The sequence below is a fragment of the Pseudarthrobacter xylosi genome (assembly GCF_055412765.1).
In genome coordinates this window covers 174,898-192,584 of sequence record NZ_JBVAYT010000001.1, presented here as the reverse complement: position 1 = coordinate 192,584, position 17,687 = coordinate 174,898, and the positions used below count along the sequence as shown (strand labels likewise).

The window sequence follows — 17,687 nt, the reverse complement described above, 5'->3', positions numbered from 1 at the left end:
AAGGACACGGCGCCGTCGAGCAATTTACGTCCGGCTGATACAGAGGTCACCAGGGGAGGGGCTACCCGGCGAATAGGAATAGTTCGTGCTGGCTGCAGCCGCGACCCCTAAGTGCGGTAACGCGTAGGGTGCTGTTCCAGGCGCAGGGGCTGACAGCGACGTGTTCCCCGGGGACAACACGCAGGCACTGCCCCCGGCGGACATCTCGGGGCAGGAACCTGCAGGGGCACACGAGGACGACGATCCAGTTACTGCTTGAGTAACTGCCCTCCCGTCCGGCGACGCCCCTGTTGCATGGGAGTGGCCGGCGGGAATGCTTGGCATGTGCATCGTTGACTCGCCGCCGACTGCTGCCGGCATGCTGTGCGCGGCACTTATATGGTGCCCCCCTGTCATGATGTGCATGCCGAAGATGCCGGCGATGATGGCCAGGGTCGCCGTCAAAAATCCTGCACGTAGGAGGAACGCGGTGAGGGGACCACGGGATGGTGCGGTCATAACGATTCCTCCCTTCCGTGCAGGTTCGAAGCTTTAAGCCTACCGGCAGGAGTTTTCCTGCCGGTCAGGATTTCTGGTTCAACGTACCTGGGCGGGATTGAGCGGCTCTGGACACGACAGTGGTGCTTTTCGCCCAAGGACTGTCGGACGAGATTCTGAGGCTATCTGAAACGACTCCTTTAGCGAGGGAGTTGTACGCGCGGCTGGTGCGCCGATTGTCCTCACTGAGTGCGCGGTTGCCGGGATCGGCCGGAGCTTCGGCCACGTGCGGCCAATAAGTGCTAAATCCCTCGAACGACTTCCGTCCCAAGAAGACAATATCTGCGGCTTCCATTCGTTCACGGTTGTATTCGTCAAAGGCTTCGTCCATGTTCAGTACGAGCGGATTGCCATCGGGGGCGGCATAGAATCCGTCCAGGGAAACGATGTTGCTGACAACGGCGGCGCGCATTGAGCTCCCTTCGAAAGTTGCACCGCGACACTCCCGCCTTCACCAGACAACGATGTAGCCGCGAAATGCACTCGACGCTTGCGAGCGTACTCACTATGTGGCCATTTGGGAGAGTCAGTGCCCGGCTAGTGGTGTGGGGCAGTTCCTAGAACGCATTGGGCAGGAACGCATATGCGGCATCGCCGGGCTCGCCGCTGCCCGGGCCCGCGGGAGGCCGCACTATTCGGCCGGGCGAATCACCCCCGTGATCGGCGTCGTTGCCTGCACTTACTTGACCCTGCCATGGTCTTCCGGCCCCGGGTGGAACCAGGTGAAACGTCACGGGCTTGTCAGGACGACAAGTTGCCGGGTGGCCCGGGTCATCGAGACGTAGCGGTCCACCGCTCCTTCGATGCCGGAGCCGAAGGCCTCCGGGTCCATAAGGATCACCAGGTCGAACTCGAGTCCCTTCACCAATTCCGGGGTCAGCCACCTGACGCGGGACGTCACCCCGAGTGAGCCGCGTCCCGCGTCAGGGGCGCCGATCACGCAGGCGGTCCCGTCGTCGTGCGCTGCGAGCCATGTGGCAAGGATCGGGTCCAGCTCCGACGTCGATCCGTGGACAACGGGGATTCCGCTGGTCCGGATCGAGGTGGGCACCTTGGCGTCCGGTAGGGCGGCCCTGATGACCGGCTCGGCTTCGGCCATGACCTCCTCAGGCGTCCGGTAGTTGATACTGAGGCTCGCCAGATTCACATCGGCCATTCCGATCCGCTGGAGCCGTTCTTGCCAGGACTCGGCGAACCCGTGCCTGGCCTGCGCGCGGTCCCCAACAATCGTGAAGCTCCGGGACGGGCAGCGGAGCAGCAGCATCTGCCACTCTGCGTCGGTCAGCTCCTGCGCCTCGTCCACCACCACATGGGCGAACGGCCCGGCGAGCACATCCGGGCCGGCCGTGGGCAGCGCGTCCCCGTCCACCAGCTTCTCCTGCAGGTCCTGCCCGCGCAGCATCCGCATCACCAGCAGCTCGGAGTCGTCGGCCGCGATCAGGTCATCCACCACCCGGTCCATCAGCTCCTTCTCCGCAGCCAGGGCAGCGTCCTGCCGGCGCTTGCGCCGTGACGCCTCGGGGTCACCGAGCCGTTGCCGGGCCGCGTCCAGGAGCGGCAAGTCTGATGTGGTCCAGGCCCCAGGGTCCACGCGTTGCAGCTTCTGCACCTCGTCGGGACTGAGCCAGGGGGCGCACAGTCGCAGGTAGGCGGGCACGCGCCAGAGGTCGCCCACCAGCGCGGCGTAGTTGAGCAGTGGCCACGCCTCGTTAAATGCAGAGACCAGCTCCGTGTTACGCGCCAGCGCACGGCGCAGCATACCTTCCGGGAGGTCGCCGCCGTCGTGCTTGTCCTCGATGATGGTGAGCAGCTCCTCCCAGACCTCGTCGCGTGCCTCGTTGTGCGGAGTGCCGGGACTAGGGGAGTCGAACGCCTCGGCCCACTCTTCGGCGCTGAGCCAGATATCGGCGTACGGCGTTTCGACGTTCATGCCCTCGGTGGGCGGCCGCTCGTAGTACTTGACGGCCGGCTCGATCGCCTTGATCATGTCCGCGGACGACTTCAGGAAGGCCACCTCCGGGTCGGTTTCGACCGCTGCCGCGGCTCCCTCGGGGACGAGGTCCCGCAGGGTGCAGGTCCGCACGCCCTCCTCGCCGAGGCTGGGCAGGACGTCCGCCACGTAGGCCAGGTAGGGCCGGTGCGGACCGATGAACAGCACACCGCGGTTATGCTGACTGCCGCGGTGGCCAATGCGGGGGTCGGCGTAGAGGAGGTACGCGGAGCGGTGCAGGGCGACGACGGTTTTGCCCGTGCCCGGACCGCCGTCCACCACCAGGGCACCGCGGGATGAGGCTCGGATGATGGCGTCCTGGTCAGCCTGGATGGTGCCCAGCCCGTCCTGCATCCGCGCGGACCGGCTGCTGCCCAGGCTGGCGATGAAGGCGGACAGGTCTTCGAGGGCGGCGTTCCCTTCCATCTCGTCCGGCATGAATGCGCCTGGCACGAACACCTCGTCCCAGTAGTCGCTGATTCTGCCGCGCGTCCACCGATACCGACGGCGGCTGGCCAGGCCCATGGGATTGGCGTACGTTGCGCCGAAGAACGGCTCAGCCGCCGGGGAGCGCCAGTCAATGAGCAGCCGGCCGCCCTCGCTGTCCGTGAGGCCAAGCCGCCCGATGTACAAGGGCTCGGGGTGGCCTGCGCTGACCAGGCGTCCGAGGCAGAGGTCCAAACCGTAACGGCGCAGGGCGCGCAGGCGGGCCGTCAGCCGGCGGATCTCCACGTCCCGCTCCAGTGCCTCCTGGCCCAAACGGCCGGGCGCTTTGCGCGCCGCGTCGAGGCGGTCGGACAGGTCGGCGATCGAGTGCTCGAGGCTCACTGCGATGGCCGCGAAGTGCTGCTCGTCGCCACCGATCAGCGCCGGGTTGGCCTTGGGTGCGAGGTTGTGGGGAAGGTTGAACGCGCTGGTAGTCAGGGGCACGTCAACAATTTTGCTGCCGCACAGGGGCCTTGCCGCAAGCCCCCCTGTGAGCTATAGATTGAAAATAAGAAGGGACCTTTCCCTGATCCCAACTAAGTAGCAGTAGATGTCGTTTTGAGGGCTCATAACGACATCTACTGCTACTTAGTCGGGGGACTTGGCGACGCCGTTGCCACTCGAAATCTTGCACGCGGCCCGGAATCGGGCTAACCTGTGAGTCGTGTCACTGATCAAGTGGCACGTGCTTTTGATCTGCGGCGGGAGAGTCCTGCCGGTACGTTCAGCAGGCGCCGTAGGAGCAAATCCTCTCCGGGAATCTCTCAGGCCCACGTACCGCCGCGGTTAGGCAACTCTGGAAAGTAGTCCGGCAACGGGCTCACCGACGGTGCAAGCGTCACCCTGTAAAAGCAGGTGGGCGCGGAAACTCTCAGGTCCAATACAGAGCGGGGAGGAACCCGAATCAATGTGGCGTACCCAGCGCGCCACCTGAATTATGGAGTTCCTTCATGACCGTTCAGTCAGCACCAACCACCTTCGCGGATCGGCATATCGGTGCCCGCCGCCAGGCCGATATCGACTCCATGCTCAAAGCCGTTGGCTATGACAGCGTTGACGGACTCGTGGACGTTGCCGTTCCAGACTCCATCCGCCAGGCCAAGCCGCTGGCCCTCAAGGACGCCCTCAGTGAGGTTGAGGTCCTTGCGGAGCTGCGGAAGCTGGCGGCGAAGAACAAGACGGCTGTGCAGATGATCGGCCAGGGCTACTACGACACCGTCACTCCCGCCGTCATCCGCCGGAACATCCTCGAGGCCCCGGCCTGGTACACCGCCTACACCCCGTACCAGCCGGAGATTTCGCAGGGCCGGCTCGAGGCGCTGCTGAACTTCCAGACCATGGTCCAGGACCTGGTGGGCCTGCCGATCGCGAACGCGTCGCTGCTGGATGAAGCTACGGCCGTGGCCGAGGCTGTGCTGATGATGCGCCGGGCGAATAAGAATAAGGAGGCCCGGGATGGCAAGACGGTCCTGGATGCTGATTGCCTGCCGCAGACCATCGCGATCGTGAAGGGCCGGGCCGAGGCGCTCGGGTTCGAGGTGGAGGTCGCTGACCTCTCCGCCGGCCTGCCCGAGGGTGTTATCAACGGCATCGTGCTGCAGCAGCCGGGCGTGTCCGGCCGGGTCTTCAACCACGCCGAGGTCATCGCAGCCGCCAAGGAACGCGGCGCGCTCGTCACGGTCGCGGCTGACCTGTTGGCGTTGACGCTGATCACCCCTCCGGGGGAGCAGGGCGCGGATATCGCCGTCGGCTCGACCCAGCGTTTCGGGGTGCCGTTGTTCTTCGGCGGCCCGCACGCGGCGTACATGGCCGTGGCGAAGGGGTTGGAGCGGTCCATGCCGGGCCGTCTGGTCGGGGTGTCCAAGGACGACGCCGGGACTCCCGCGTACCGCCTGGCGCTGCAGACCCGTGAGCAGCACATCCGCCGTGAGAAGGCCACGTCCAATATCTGCACCGCGCAGGCGCTGCTGGCCATCGTCTCCTCCTTCTACGCCGTTTACCACGGCCCCGACGGCCTCAAAGCAATCGCCGAGCGCGTCCACCACAACGCCCGCACCCTGGCCACCACGCTGAAGGTCGCCGGCCGCGAACTGGTCACCGAGACCTTCTTCGACACCGTCACCGTCCGCGTCCCGGGCAAGGCCGCCAAGGTCATCGCCGCCGCCGAGGCACGCGGGATCAACGTGCGCCACATCGACGAGGACACCATTGGCGTCTCCGCTGATGAAACCACGACGACGGATGTCCTCTCCGCGATCGCCGTCGCCTTCGGTGCCGGTCCCGTGGTGGACGCGAAGGGCTTTGAACTGCCCGAATCGGTGCTCCGCACCTCCGAGTACTTGCAGCATCCGGTGTTCAACACGCATCGTTCCGAGACCCAGCTGCTGCGTTACATCCGCAGGCTGAGTGACCGGGACCTGGCCTTGGATCGGACCATGATCCCGTTGGGTTCGTGCACCATGAAGCTGAACGCCACCGCGGAGATGGAAGCCATTTCCTGGCCGGAGTTCGCCTCGATCCACCCGTTCGCCCCGGATTCCCAGACCGTGGGCTGGCGCGAACTCATTGGCGGGTTGGAGGCTGACCTCGCGGAAATCACCGGCTACGACCAGGTGTCCCTGCAGCCGAACGCGGGTTCCCAGGGTGAGCTTGCGGGCCTGCTGGCGATCCGCGGCTACCACCTCTCCCGCGGCGATGACCAGCGCACGGTCTGCCTGATCCCGGCCTCGGCGCACGGCACCAACGCCGCCTCCGCTGTCCTGGCGGGCATGAAGGTGGTTGTGGTCGCCACGGCACCGGACGGCAGCATTGACCATGCGGACCTGAACGCCAAGATCGAGGCCCACCAGGATGTCCTCTCGGCCATCATGATCACATACCCCTCCACCCACGGCGTGTACGACGCGGACGTGACGGAGATCTGCGACGCCGTACATGCGGCCGGTGGCCAGGTTTACGTGGACGGCGCCAACCTGAACGCCCTTGTGGGTCTGGCGCAGCCGGGCAAGTTCGGCGGTGACGTCTCGCACCTGAACCTGCACAAGACGTTCTGCATCCCGCATGGCGGCGGCGGTCCGGGTGTTGGCCCGGTCGCAGCCAAGGCGCACCTGGCACCGTTTATGCCTGGTGATGCCAACAAGGCAGCCCACGAGTCCGGTCACGGCGTGGCCATCTCCGCGTCCAACTACGGCTCCGCCGGTGTCCTGCCGATCTCCTGGGCGTATGTGAAGCTGATGGGTGCCGAGGGTCTGACCGAGGCGACGAAGTCGGCGCTGCTCGCGGCGAACTACGTCGCGGCCCGGCTGAACGAGTACTTCCCGGTCCTCTACACCGGCGAGGGCGGGCTGGTGGCGCACGAGTGCATCCTGGACCTCCGTGAGCTGACGGCGAAGACCGGCGTGACCGCCGAGGATGTGGCCAAGCGCCTGATCGACTACGGCTTCCACGCCCCCACCCTGGCGTTCCCGGTTGCCGGCACGCTGATGGTGGAACCCACCGAGTCCGAGGACCTGGTGGAGATCGACCGGTTCATCGATGCGATGATCACCATCCGCAAGGAAATCGACCAGGTCGCCAACGGTGACTTCACCGTGGAGAACAGCCCGCTGCGCCACGCACCCCACACCGCGTCCGCCGTCGTATCCTCCGACTGGACCCGGGAGTACCCGCGTGAGCAGGCCGCCTTCCCCCTCGCCTCACTCAAGCAGGACAAGTACTTCCCGCCCGTCGGCCGCATCGACGGCGCAGCCGGGGACCGCAACCTCATCTGCTCCTGCCCGCCCATCGAGGAATTCGCGAACTAGTTTCGTGTGAAAGGCTTTCATAATGACTGAGAACTACACCGCTCTTTACGAAGAGCACAAGAAACTCGGCGCTTCCTTCACCGATTTCGGTGGCTGGCAGATGCCCCTGAAGTACAGCTCCGAGCTGGCCGAGCACCACGCGGTGCGCAAGGCTGCCGGCCTGTTCGACCTCTCCCACATGGGCGAAGTCTGGGTCTCCGGCCTGGAAGCCGGCGCGTTCCTTGACTACGTGTTGGTTGGCAAGCTCTCCGCCATCGCGGACGGCAAGGCCAAGTACTCGCTCATCTGCGACTCCGATGGCGGCATCATCGATGACCTCATCGTGTACCGCTTCGGCGACGAGAAGTACCTCGTGGTCCCCAACGCGGGCAACGCCCCCACCGTCGCCGTCGCCCTGGCCGAACGCGCCACCGCGTTCAACGTCAAGGTGGAGGACGCCTCCGCCATCACCTCGCTGATCGCGGTCCAGGGCCCCAAGGCCGAGGCCATCCTGCTCAAGCTGACCGACGAGGCCCAGCACGCACTGGTCACCGACCTGAAGTACTACGCGTTCAACGAGCTCACCGTGGCCGGCCACAACGTCATCCTGGCCCGCACCGGCTACACCGGCGAGGACGGCTTCGAGCTCTTTGTAGCGAACGACGGCGCCGCCTCCCTCTGGGCGTCCGTCGCCGAAGCAGGGGCCGAGTTCGGCATCGTTCCGTGCGGCCTCGCCTCACGCGATTCACTCCGCCTCGAAGCCGGCATGCCGCTCTACGGCAACGAGCTTTCGCTCGAACGGTCGCCGTTCGACGCCGGCCTGGGCGGCGTTGTGGCGCTCAAGAGCAAGGAAGGCGACTTCGTGGGCCGCTCCGCCCTGGAAGCCGCCAAGGAAGCCGGATCCAAGCGTAAGCTTGTGGGCTTGAAAGGTCTCGGCCGTCGTGCCGGCCGCGGGCACTACCCGGTGCTCAAGGACGGCGCCGTGGTTGGCGAAGTCACCTCCGGCCAGCCCAGCCCCACCCTCGGATACCCGGTCGCGATGGCCTATGTCGACGTCGAGCACGCCGAGATTGGCACCGCCCTGGACATCGACCTGCGCGGCAAGGCAGAGCCGTTCGAGGTTGTCGCCCTGCCGTTCTACAAGCGCCAAAAGTAGTCCTCCGGGCGGTGAGGCTGACATCCTCTGCATGCTGCTCCTTCGTCGCTCTGACGCATGCTGCCGGATGCCAGCCACACCGCCTGCTCCGGTGGTTGAGCTTGTCGAAACCCTGGATCTCGACAAGCTCGATCACCGGCCCCTCTAGACGCTCTCTCACTTATTGCACGTTTTGGACCGACGCTCTCTCACTTATTGCGGTGTTTGGGCGAACGCTCTCTCACTTTTGAAGTCCAAACTTAAGGAAACACACACATGGCTAAGGTTGCCGCTGAACTGAAGTACTCCGCCGAGCACGAGTGGATCGCCTTTGATGGCTCTGGTCCGTCCGTTGTTGGCGTGTCCGCTGTTGCCGCTGAAGCGCTGGGCGACATCGTGTATGTGGACCTGCCCGAGGTTGGTTCCACGGTGACCGCGGGGGAGACCTGCGGTGAGATCGAGTCCACCAAGTCCGTTTCTGACCTTTACTCCCCGGTGACCGGCGAGGTCACGGAGATCAATGACGGCGCCGTGAGCGATCCCGCACTGATCAACTCCGATCCCTATGGTGCCGGCTGGCTGTTCAAGGTCACCGTTGAGTCCGAGGGCCCGCTGCTGTCCGCGCAGGAATACGCCGAAGTCAACGGTGGCGAGCTGTGAGCGCGGGGGCCATGGGCACAACAACTGCCACCGCAGTCTTTGAGCAGGTAGTCTCCGCGAGCCTGGATACCGACCTGTCGGTGCTGGACCCGGAGATCGCCGCCAAGATCGACGACGAATTGGGCCGCCAGCGCGATGGCCTGGAAATGATCGCCTCCGAGAACCACACGGCCGTTGCCGTGATGCAGGCGCAGGGTTCGGTCCTGACCAACAAGTACGCCGAGGGCTACCCGGGCAAGCGCTACTACGGTGGCTGCGAGCACGTGGACGTCATCGAGCAGCTGGCCATCGACAGGGTCAAGGCCCTGTTCGGTGCCGAATTCGCCAACGTGCAGCCGCACTCCGGCGCCCAGGCCAACGCCTCGGTCATGCACGCGCTGATCAAGCCGGGCGATACCATCATGGGCCTGAACCTGGCCCACGGCGGCCACCTGACCCACGGCATGAAGATCAACTTCTCCGGCAGGCTCTACAACGTGGTCCCGTACCAGGTCCGCGAGGACACCCACACCATTGACATGGCCGAGGTGGAGCGCCTGGCGCTGGAACACAAGCCGCAGCTGATCGTTGCGGGCTGGTCGGCCTACGCCCGCCAGCTGGACTTCGCCGAGTTCCGCCGGATCGCCGATCTGGTGGGTGCCTTCCTGATGGTGGACATGGCGCACTTCGCCGGTCTGGTGGCAGCTGGCCTGCACCCGAGCCCGGTGCCGCACGCCCACGTCACCACGTCCACCACACACAAGACCCTCGCCGGTCCGCGCGGCGGCATCATCCTCTCCAACGACGCCGCGATCGCCAAGAAGATCAACTCGGCTGTCTTCCCCGGACAGCAGGGCGGCCCGCTGGAGCACGTCATCGCCGGCAAGGCTGTGGCCTTCAAGATCGCGGCAACGCCTGAGTTCAAGGAACGCCAGGAACGCGTCCTGGCCGGTGCCAGCATCCTGGCCGACCGCCTGGTCCAGCCCGACGTCACCGCCAAGGGCATCAACGTGATCTCCGGCGGCACCGACGTGCACCTGGTCCTGGTTGACCTGCGCAACTGCGAGCTGGACGGCCAGCAGGCCGAGGACCGCCTGGCCGCGATTGACATCACCGTCAACCGTAACGCAGTGCCGTTCGACCCGCGCCCGCCGATGGTCACCTCCGGCCTCCGGATCGGCACCCCCGCGCTGGCCACCCGTGGGTTCGGCGAGGCAGCCTTCCGTGAAGTTGCGGACATCATCGCCGAGGCATTGATTGCCGACGCCGACGCGGACCTTTCGGATCTGCGTCACCGGGTAGAGGCACTCGCCGCTGCCCACCCGCTGTACCCGTCTGTCGCCAACCTCGGGTAGTGTCCGGGACCGGCGGACCGGACTTTTCACGCGTGCTGCGCCCCACCGGCACCCTAGCCTCGCAAGCTCGGCCAGGGAACCCTGCCGGTGTGGGCCCAGTACCTCGCTTTGACGCACGCTTTCGAAAAGCCCGGCTCCGCCAGCCCCTACAGGGAGTTCGGACTTCCTGCCGCTTACGCAGGATGCCCGGCTCGTCATTAGTAATTTTTTAGTTAGGAAACGCACATGGCCGTTGGAGTCTTTGATTTGTTCTCCGTCGGGATCGGGCCTTCGAGCTCTCACACCGTTGGACCGATGCGCGCTGCCGCGGTGTTTGCTGAAGAGGTCAAGGGCTCCGGCAGCCTGGACAAGGTGGCGGGGCTGCGGGTGGACCTCTATGGGTCGCTCGCAGCAACTGGCCACGGCCACGGCACCATGACGGCCATCCTGCTGGGCCTGGAGGGTTTTCACCCGGAAAAGATCCTGCCGGCCGAGGTGGAGGAGCGGCTCGCCGCGATCGCCGATACCGGCACCCTCCAGCTCGCCGGGTCCGTGCCCCTTCCGTACGGCGTCAAGGACATGGTCCTGCGCCCGCTCACTGTCCTGCCGCGGCACACCAACGGCATGACCTTCACAGTCAGCGACAACGAGGGGGAAGTCCTGCACAAGGCCACGTTCTTCTCCGTGGGCGGTGGCTTCATTGTCCGCGAAGGCGAAGAGGACGCCGCCCTGAAGGAACTGGACGAGTCCAAAAAGGAACTGCCGCTGCCGTTCCGCACCGCTGCGGAGCTCCTGGGCCGGTGCCAGTCCAAGGGCCTGTCCATCGGCGACATCATGTTCGTCAACGAGCGCGCCTCCCGCACCGAACAAGAAATCCGCGAAGGCCTGCTGCACATCTACTCCGTCATGGAGGAATGTGTGGCAACCAGCCTCAAGCGTGAGGGGCTGCTGCCCGGCGGACTGAAGGTCCGCCGTCGTGCTCCGGACTGGCATGAGCGCCTCGAAAAGGAGGACAAGGACCGGGACCCGAAATACTGGCAGGAATGGGTGAACCTCATCGCCCTGGCAGTGAACGAGGAGAACGCGTCCGGCGGCCGGGTGGTCACGGCGCCCACCAACGGCGCTGCGGGGATCATCCCGGCAGTCCTCTACTACGCACTGCATTTCGCACCCGGAATGGACAAGGCCACGCAGGAAGACCGCGACGACGTTGTGGTCAAGTTCCTGCTCACGGCCGGTGCCATCGGGGTGCTGTACAAGGAACAGGCGTCCATTTCGGGTGCCGAGGTGGGCTGCCAGGGCGAGGTGGGATCGGCGTCGTCCATGGCGGCCGGTGCCCTCGCGGAGGTGCTGGGCGGCACACCCCAGCAGGTGGAAAACGCGGCGGAGATCGCGATGGAACACAACCTGGGCCTGACGTGTGATCCGATCGGCGGGCTGGTCCAAGTGCCGTGCATCGAACGCAACGCGATCGCGGCGGCGAAGGCCATCAACGCCGCGAAGATGGCGCTCTGGGGGGACGGAACGCACCGCGTTTCTTTGGATGAGGTGATCGTGACCATGCGCGAGACCGGCAGGGACATGAGCTCCAAGTACAAGGAAACAGCCATGGGCGGCCTCGCCGTCAACGTAGTTGAATGCTAAGGGAAGAGAACTGATGACACTGGCACCAGAAGGCCGGAAGCTGCTGCGCGTTGAGCAGCGGAACTCTGCAGTACCTGTGGAGCGGAAGCCGGAGTGGATCAAGGCGAAGGTCCAGATGGGACCCGAGTACGTCCAGCTCAAGAACCTGGTCAAGAAGGAAGGCCTGCACACGGTGTGTGAGGAGGCCGGCTGCCCCAACATTTTTGAGTGCTGGGAAGACAAGGAAGCCACGTTCCTGATCGGCGGGTCCGAATGCACCCGCCGCTGTGATTTCTGCCAGATCGACACGGGCAAGCCCTCCCCGGTGGACATGTTCGAGCCCACGAAGGTGGCCCGCTCGGTCCTGGCCATGCAGCTGCGCTACGCCACCGTCACGGGGGTGGCCCGGGATGATCTGGCCGATGAGGGTGTGTGGCTGTACGCCGAGACGGTCCGGAAGATCCACGAGCTGAACCCGGGCACCGGCGTCGAACTGTTGATCCCTGACTTTTCCGGCAAGCCCGAGCACATCGAGGCGATCTGCGATTCCAAGCCCGAGGTCTTTGCGCACAACGTGGAGACGGTGCCCAGGATTTTCAAGCGGATCCGGCCGGCGTTCCGGTATGAGCGGTCCCTGGATGTCATCACCCAGGGCCGGAAGCTCGGGATGGTGACGAAGTCGAACCTGATCCTGGGCATGGGCGAGACCCGTGAGGAGATCTCCGAGGCGCTGCGGGACCTGCACGAGGCCGGCTGCGACCTGATCACCATCACCCAGTACCTGCGCCCGTCCGAACGGCACCTGCCGGTGGACCGGTGGGTCAAGCCGCAGGAGTTCGTGGACCTGCAGGACGAGGCCAAGGAGATCGGCTTCCTCGGCGTCATGTCCGGGCCGCTCGTCCGTTCCTCGTACCGGGCCGGCCGGCTCTGGGCCACCGCGATGCGGAAGAAGGGCTGGGAAATCCCGGCCCAGCTGGCCCACATCGAGTCCTCCGGCAGCACCCGCCAGGAAGCCAGCTCACTCCTGGCAGCCCACGCCAGCTGACCGCCCCGTTTTCAGAGCCGATTTTCAGGAAAGGACCGAAGATGCTCCCCACAAGAATCGAAATCATCCCCTCAACCGGGATCGTTGACCAGGTCCAGGCGCTGGTTCCGCTGACCACCACGCTGACCATGACGTGCCTGCCGCACCACGGCATCGAGCGGACCATGCGCACGTCGGTGGAACTGAGCACCCTCGGCTACACAGTCATCCCGCATCTGGCCGCGCGCAGCATCCATGACCGGGCCGAACTGACCCGGATCATGCGGGAGTGTGATGGTGCCGGCATCGGCGAGGTGTTTGTGATCGGCGGCGACCGGAAGCAGCCCGCCGGACCGTACCACTCAGCCCTCCCGCTGCTCGAGGACATCGCCCAGTACACCGGCGGCCGGATGCGCGCCGGCGTGGCAGGCTACCCGGAAGGCCACCCGACCGTGGCCGCGCTGGACCTGGTCGATGCCTTGCAGGACAAGAAGGACCTGGCCACCCACGTGGTCACCCAGATGTGTTTCGACGCGCCCAAAATCCTCGACTACGCGGCGCTCCTTCGCCGGGAAGGCGTGAACCTGCCCGTCTGGGCGGGCGTGGCGGGGTCCGTCCCGCGGACCAAGCTGCTGGCACTTGCCACGCAGATCGGCGTCGGGAGTTCCCTGAAGTTCCTCAGCAGCAAAGGGACGCTGGCGCGCAAGCTGCTCAGCGGCGACCGCTACTCACCCCACACCCTGGTGGCCGGGCTCGAAAGCCAGCCCGGCATCGCCGGCATCCATCTTTACAGCTTCAACAACCTCGATGCGGTCCCCAACGAAGCGGGCCTCGCATCATCCCCAACGGCACTCCAGCCAGCATTGAATCGAGGAGCAGCACGTGAGCAGTAAGACCACCGTTTCCCCCCAGACTCCCCACCTTGAACGCCAGCTCAGCAACAGGCACATCCAGCTGATCGCCATTGGCGGCGCCATCGGCACCGGTCTGTTCATGGGCTCAGGCAAAACCATCTCGGCCGCCGGCCCGTCCGTCATTTTCGTCTACATGATCATCGGCTTCATGCTGTTCTTCGTCATGCGGGCCATGGGCGAATTGCTGCTGTCCAACCTGAACTACAAGTCCTTCAGCGACTTCGCGGCCGACCTGCTGGGCCCGTGGGCCGGCTTCTTCACCGGCTGGACCTACTGGTTCTGCTGGGTGATCACCGGGATCGCGGACGTGATCGCCATCGCCGGCTACTCGAAGGAACTCTGGCCCTCGCTGCCCCTGTGGATCCCCGGCCTGGTCACCATCGCCATCCTGCTCCTCCTGAACCTCGCAACGGTGCGGGCGTTCGGTGAGACCGAGTTCTGGTTCGCGCTGATCAAGATCATCGCCATCGCCGCGCTCATCATCGTGGGCCTGTTTATGATCTTCAGCGGTTTCCAGTCCGACGCCGGCCCGGCCACCTTCACGAACCTGTGGAGCCACGGCGGGATGTTCCCCAACGAATTCATGGGCTTTGTTGCCGGCTTCCAGATCGCCGTCTTCGCCTTTGTGGGCATTGAGCTCGTAGGCACCACCGCCGCCGAAGCCAAGGACCCCGAGAAGAACCTGCCCAAGGCCATCAACTCCATCCCCATCCGCGTGCTGCTCTTCTACGTAGGCGCCCTCATCATCTTGATGTCCGTCACACCCTGGACCCAGTTCCAGGCCGGCCACAGCCCGTTCATCGCCATGTTCTCCCTGGCCGGCCTCGGCGCCGCAGCCACCGTGGTGAACCTCGTGGTGCTCAGCTCGGCCATGTCCTCGGCCAACTCCGGCATCTACTCCACCTCCCGCATGGTCTACGGCCTGGCCCAGGAGGGCGACGCGCCCACCGTGTTCAGCCGCCTGTCCGCCCGCAAGGTCCCGCAGAACGCCCTGTTCCTCTCCTGCATCCTGCTGCTCTCCGGCGTCATCCTGATGTACGCGGGCTCGGACATCGGCAAGGCCTTCGACATGGTCACCACCGTGTCCGCCGTCTGCTTCGTCTTCGTCTGGTCCATCATCATGGCCAGCTACCTGAAGTTCCGCTCACGCCGCCCGCACCTGCACGAGTCCTCGAAGTACAAGATGCCCGGCGGCGTCCCCATGGTCTGGGTGGTGTTCGCGTTCTTCGCGTTCGTCCTGTGGGCGCTGACCACACAGCCGGACACGCTGGTGGCGCTGCTGGTCACCCCCATCTGGTTCGTCCTGCTGGGCATCGCCTGGGTCATCCTGCGCAAGCGCCCGTCCCACCTGGCCCGCTATGCGGAGTTCCAGAAGGACCTCGCCGGCGAAAAGGTGGTGGCAGACGAGAAGGCCGCGGAGGCTGAGCTCGCCGACGCGAAGGCTTCGCGGGAGAGCTAAGTGGAAACCGAACACGTTCTGACGGTCAACTGCGCGGAGTCCCCGGGGATCGTCCACGCGATCACCGGGTACCTGCTGGATCACGACCGCGACATTATCGACACCAAGCACTTCGGCGACCGCCAGGCCCAGCAGTTCTTTATGCGGTTGCACTTCGCAGCCGGGAAGACCGCCTTCAGCACGGAGGAGCTGCGCCGGGACTTCAAGCCCTTGGCCGCTGAGTGGGCCATGAACTGGCAGCTGGAGCCGCACGGCCGCAAGCGCCGGGTCCTGGTGATGGTGTCCAAGTTCGGGCACTGCCTCAACGACCTGCTGTTCCGGGCCCGCACGGGCGATCTGCCGGTGGAAATCGTGGCCGTGGTCTCCAACCACACGGACCACGAGGAGCTGGTCAAGTGGCACGACATCCCGTTCTTCCACCTCCCGGTCACCAAGGAGACCAAGCCGGCGCAGGAAGCGCGCCTGGTGGAGCTCGTGGACGAGTTCGACGTGGAACTGGTGGTCCTGGCCCGCTACATGCAGGTCCTCAGCGATGAGCTGTCGGCGAAGCTGACGGGGAAAACCATCAACATCCACCACTCGTTCCTGCCCAGCTTCAAGGGCGCCAAGCCGTACCACCAGGCCTACGACCGTGGAGTGAAAACCGTGGGCGCCACGGCCCACTACGTCAACGCGGAGCTGGATGAGGGCCCGATCATCGCCCAGCAGGTCATCGACGTGGACCACACGTACACGGCGGACGACCTGGTCCGCGTGGGCCGCGACGCTGAATGCAAGGCGCTGAGCAACGCGGTGCGGTGGCACTGTGAGGGCCGGGTAATGCTCGACGGCGGGCGGACAGTGGTTCTGCGCTGACCGTTCTGTGCGTCCCCACCCAACTAGGTAGCAGCACATGTCGTTATGAGCCCTCATAACGACATGTGCTGCTACCTACATTCGCGGGGTGGGGAGCCGGCTCAGCCGCGCTGCTGGAAGTGTGTGGCCGGAACGCCGCCGGGCAGGGTACACAGCATTCTTTCGGCGACGTCGCGGAGGGTCACGTTCCGGTGGCTGGAGGCGGCGGTGAGGATCTGGAACGCCGCCTCGTAGGAGCACTGGTTCTGGCCCATGATCACCCCGCAGGCGGTGTTGATCGCGGTGCGGCTGGCCATGGCTGCGCGGAGATCCGCGGATTGGGCCAGGCCCGCCCGTACCTGCAGGGCCAGGACCAGGCTTTTGGCCGCCACGTCGGAGAAAGCCAGCGCCTGGGCGGCCACAACCGGGGTGAACACGTTCGTTTCCGCCGAATACAACGTCAGTGCGGCCCGGTAGCCGCGTTCCAGCTGTAATGGCACGGCGACCGCGGACCGGAAGCCGGCTGCCCTGAGAGCGGCCGGGTACTCATCCCAGCGCTTGTCCAGGGAGTGGGCATTGACAATGATGGTTAGGCGCCCGCCCAGTGCCCGCGAGGTGGGGCCCCGTCCGGTGAGCTGGTCCCAGCGGGAAAGGCCGCCGGCGCCGTCGGTGGTTGCCGCTGTGAAGGGCGCCCCGTCCGGCCGCATGATGCTCACCGTGCATTCCACGGGGGAGTCTGCCATGTCGCTCACGACGGAAGCCGCGATCCGGGCAAGGGCACACGCCGATGCCGCTTCCGAGTGTCCCCGGATGTCCAGCAGGACGCCTGAGCCGCGCCAGTCCACCAATTGATCGATCATCATGCCCCAGTCCTCATGTGTCGGTACGCCCTCATCGTAAGAGCCTCGGCGGGCAAGTACACGAGTAGTGAGTACTCGCTTTTTCCTGCAGAGGAGCAGCAGGACCGGGAACGGAGCGTCGCGGAATAGACTGTGCATGTGAACACTGAACCGGACGTCGAAGTCCTGCAGCAGCTCGACGACGCGGCGGACCTCGCCGAATTCCGTGCCGCCAAGGCCGAGGACGATGGCCAGCACGTGAGCCTGGCTGTACTTCAGGCGGAGCCCTAACCCGGCCCTACATGTCGAAGTAGGTGCTGGCTTCCTCGCCGGAGACCTTCCGGACGATCTCGTCGGCTACGTCGCGGAGCTTCTGGTTCCGGTGGCTGGAGACCTTCATCAGGATTGACATCGCCTCGGTCTGGCTGCAGCGGTTCTGGGCCATGATGATGCCGCTGGCAAGGTTGATAGCTGTGCGGCTCATCATCGCCGCGCTCAGGTCATCCGCGGCGTTTTCGGCGGTTCCCACCCTGACGGCCAGGCGGACGGCATTGCCGGCCACGTCGGCGAAGCTGGCTGCCTCACGGATGGTCGCATCGGTGAACACGCCGGTGGCCGGCGCGAAGAAGTTCAGGACCGCGGCCGCGTTTTGACCGAGTTCAAGGGGGACGCCGAGGGCGCTGTGGATGCCCTCTTCGATCAGGCGTTTCTGATAGGTGGGCCAGCGTGGGTCGGTGTGGACATCGGCCAGCAGCACAGGGGTCGCTACCTTCAACGCTGTGAGGCAGGGCCCCTCGCCCACGGCCTGTTCGATGCGGTCCAGGTGGATGGCGCGCTCTGTGCTGCCGCCCACCGTTGCGGTCTTCCTAGCGAGCTTGAGAGTGACCCCGCATTCAACCGTTGCGCCGGCGGAGCGGCTCAGTGCGGCCGCTGCGATGACGGAGAGCCCGCCCAGGAAGTCCGCCACCGATCCCGTGCCGATAATCAGGTCCTGCAGCTCAAGGAGCAGCTCATGTTCGGGCGAATTGGTCATGCCCAAATCTAAGCCGAACGCATGGTGCCCACAAGCGTGCCATCAGCGCGGTGACACA

The 17,687-nt window shown here is 65.3% G+C and carries 14 protein-coding genes and 1 riboswitch; of the genes, 10 read left to right on the top strand and 4 right to left on the bottom strand.

The features are described from left to right. Positions 1-562: 562 nt before the first annotated feature. Positions 563-949: a dihydrofolate reductase family protein gene (locus tag ACZY1F_RS00890; protein WP_463939788.1), complete on the bottom strand. Its 387-nt coding sequence runs from the start codon at positions 947-949 to the stop codon at positions 563-565. Between the two features lie 318 nt (positions 950-1,267). Further along, complete coding sequence (gene helR, locus ACZY1F_RS00885) at positions 1,268-3,457, bottom strand: RNA polymerase recycling motor ATPase HelR (RefSeq protein WP_463939787.1); 2,190 nt, start codon at positions 3,455-3,457, stop codon at positions 1,268-1,270. Positions 3,458-3,705: 248 nt separating this feature from the next. After that, positions 3,706-3,803: riboswitch (glycine riboswitch) on the top strand. 160 nt (positions 3,804-3,963) lie between these two features. Between helR and gcvP the strand changes: the two genes are divergently transcribed. The 9 genes from gcvP (at position 3,964) to purU (ending at position 15,778) form a co-directional block, all read left to right on the top strand. Then, entirely contained in the window at positions 3,964-6,816 is a 2,853-nt protein-coding gene (gcvP, locus tag ACZY1F_RS00880) for an aminomethyl-transferring glycine dehydrogenase (protein ID WP_463939786.1), read from the top strand. A gap of 22 nt (positions 6,817-6,838) precedes the next feature. Continuing rightward, a complete protein-coding gene (gene gcvT, locus ACZY1F_RS00875) occupies positions 6,839-7,951 on the top strand; it encodes a glycine cleavage system aminomethyltransferase GcvT (protein ID WP_463939785.1) in 1,113 nt (370 codons plus the stop codon). Between the two features lie 255 nt (positions 7,952-8,206). Then, entirely contained in the window at positions 8,207-8,590 is a 384-nt protein-coding gene (gene gcvH, locus ACZY1F_RS00870) for a glycine cleavage system protein GcvH (protein ID WP_160673887.1), read from the top strand. 11 nt (positions 8,591-8,601) lie between these two features. Next, the gene (glyA, locus tag ACZY1F_RS00865; RefSeq protein ID WP_463939784.1) at positions 8,602-9,924 is read left to right on the top strand and encodes a serine hydroxymethyltransferase; all 1,323 of its coding nucleotides are present in this window, start codon (positions 8,602-8,604) and stop codon (positions 9,922-9,924) included. 225 nt (positions 9,925-10,149) lie between these two features. After that, positions 10,150-11,547 (top strand): L-serine ammonia-lyase, encoded by a 1,398-nt coding sequence (locus ACZY1F_RS00860; RefSeq protein ID WP_463939783.1) that lies wholly within the window; start codon positions 10,150-10,152, stop codon positions 11,545-11,547. A 13-nt stretch (positions 11,548-11,560) separates the two neighbouring features. Then, complete coding sequence (gene lipA / locus ACZY1F_RS00855; RefSeq protein ID WP_463939782.1) at positions 11,561-12,571, top strand: lipoyl synthase; 1,011 nt, start codon at positions 11,561-11,563, stop codon at positions 12,569-12,571. A gap of 41 nt (positions 12,572-12,612) precedes the next feature. After that, positions 12,613-13,443, top strand: coding sequence for a methylenetetrahydrofolate reductase (locus tag ACZY1F_RS00850; protein WP_463939781.1), 831 nt, complete (start codon positions 12,613-12,615; stop codon positions 13,441-13,443). Further along, positions 13,433-14,923, top strand: a complete 1,491-nt coding sequence (gene cycA, locus ACZY1F_RS00845) for a D-serine/D-alanine/glycine transporter (RefSeq protein ID WP_463939780.1) — start codon at positions 13,433-13,435, stop codon at positions 14,921-14,923. Before ACZY1F_RS00850 ends, cycA begins: the two co-directional genes overlap by 11 nt. After that, entirely contained in the window at positions 14,924-15,778 is an 855-nt protein-coding gene (purU, locus tag ACZY1F_RS00840; RefSeq protein ID WP_463939779.1) for a formyltetrahydrofolate deformylase, read from the top strand. Between the two features lie 101 nt (positions 15,779-15,879). On the opposite strand, the gene ACZY1F_RS00835 is transcribed toward purU, so the two are convergent. Next, a complete protein-coding gene (locus tag ACZY1F_RS00835; RefSeq protein ID WP_463939778.1) occupies positions 15,880-16,620 on the bottom strand; it encodes an ANTAR domain-containing protein in 741 nt (246 codons plus the stop codon). A 135-nt stretch (positions 16,621-16,755) separates the two neighbouring features. Here ACZY1F_RS00835 and ACZY1F_RS00830 point away from each other — a divergent pair, with 135 nt between their 5' ends. Then, positions 16,756-16,887 (top strand): hypothetical protein, encoded by a 132-nt coding sequence (locus ACZY1F_RS00830; RefSeq protein ID WP_463939777.1) that lies wholly within the window; start codon positions 16,756-16,758, stop codon positions 16,885-16,887. A gap of 7 nt (positions 16,888-16,894) precedes the next feature. Here the strand turns inward: ACZY1F_RS00830 and ACZY1F_RS00825 are convergent, their stop codons facing one another. Next, positions 16,895-17,629 carry a GAF and ANTAR domain-containing protein gene (locus ACZY1F_RS00825; RefSeq protein WP_463939776.1) on the bottom strand — a complete coding sequence of 245 codons (735 nt, stop codon included), beginning with the start codon at positions 17,627-17,629 and terminating at the stop codon, positions 16,895-16,897. Positions 17,630-17,687 lie beyond the last annotated feature (58 nt).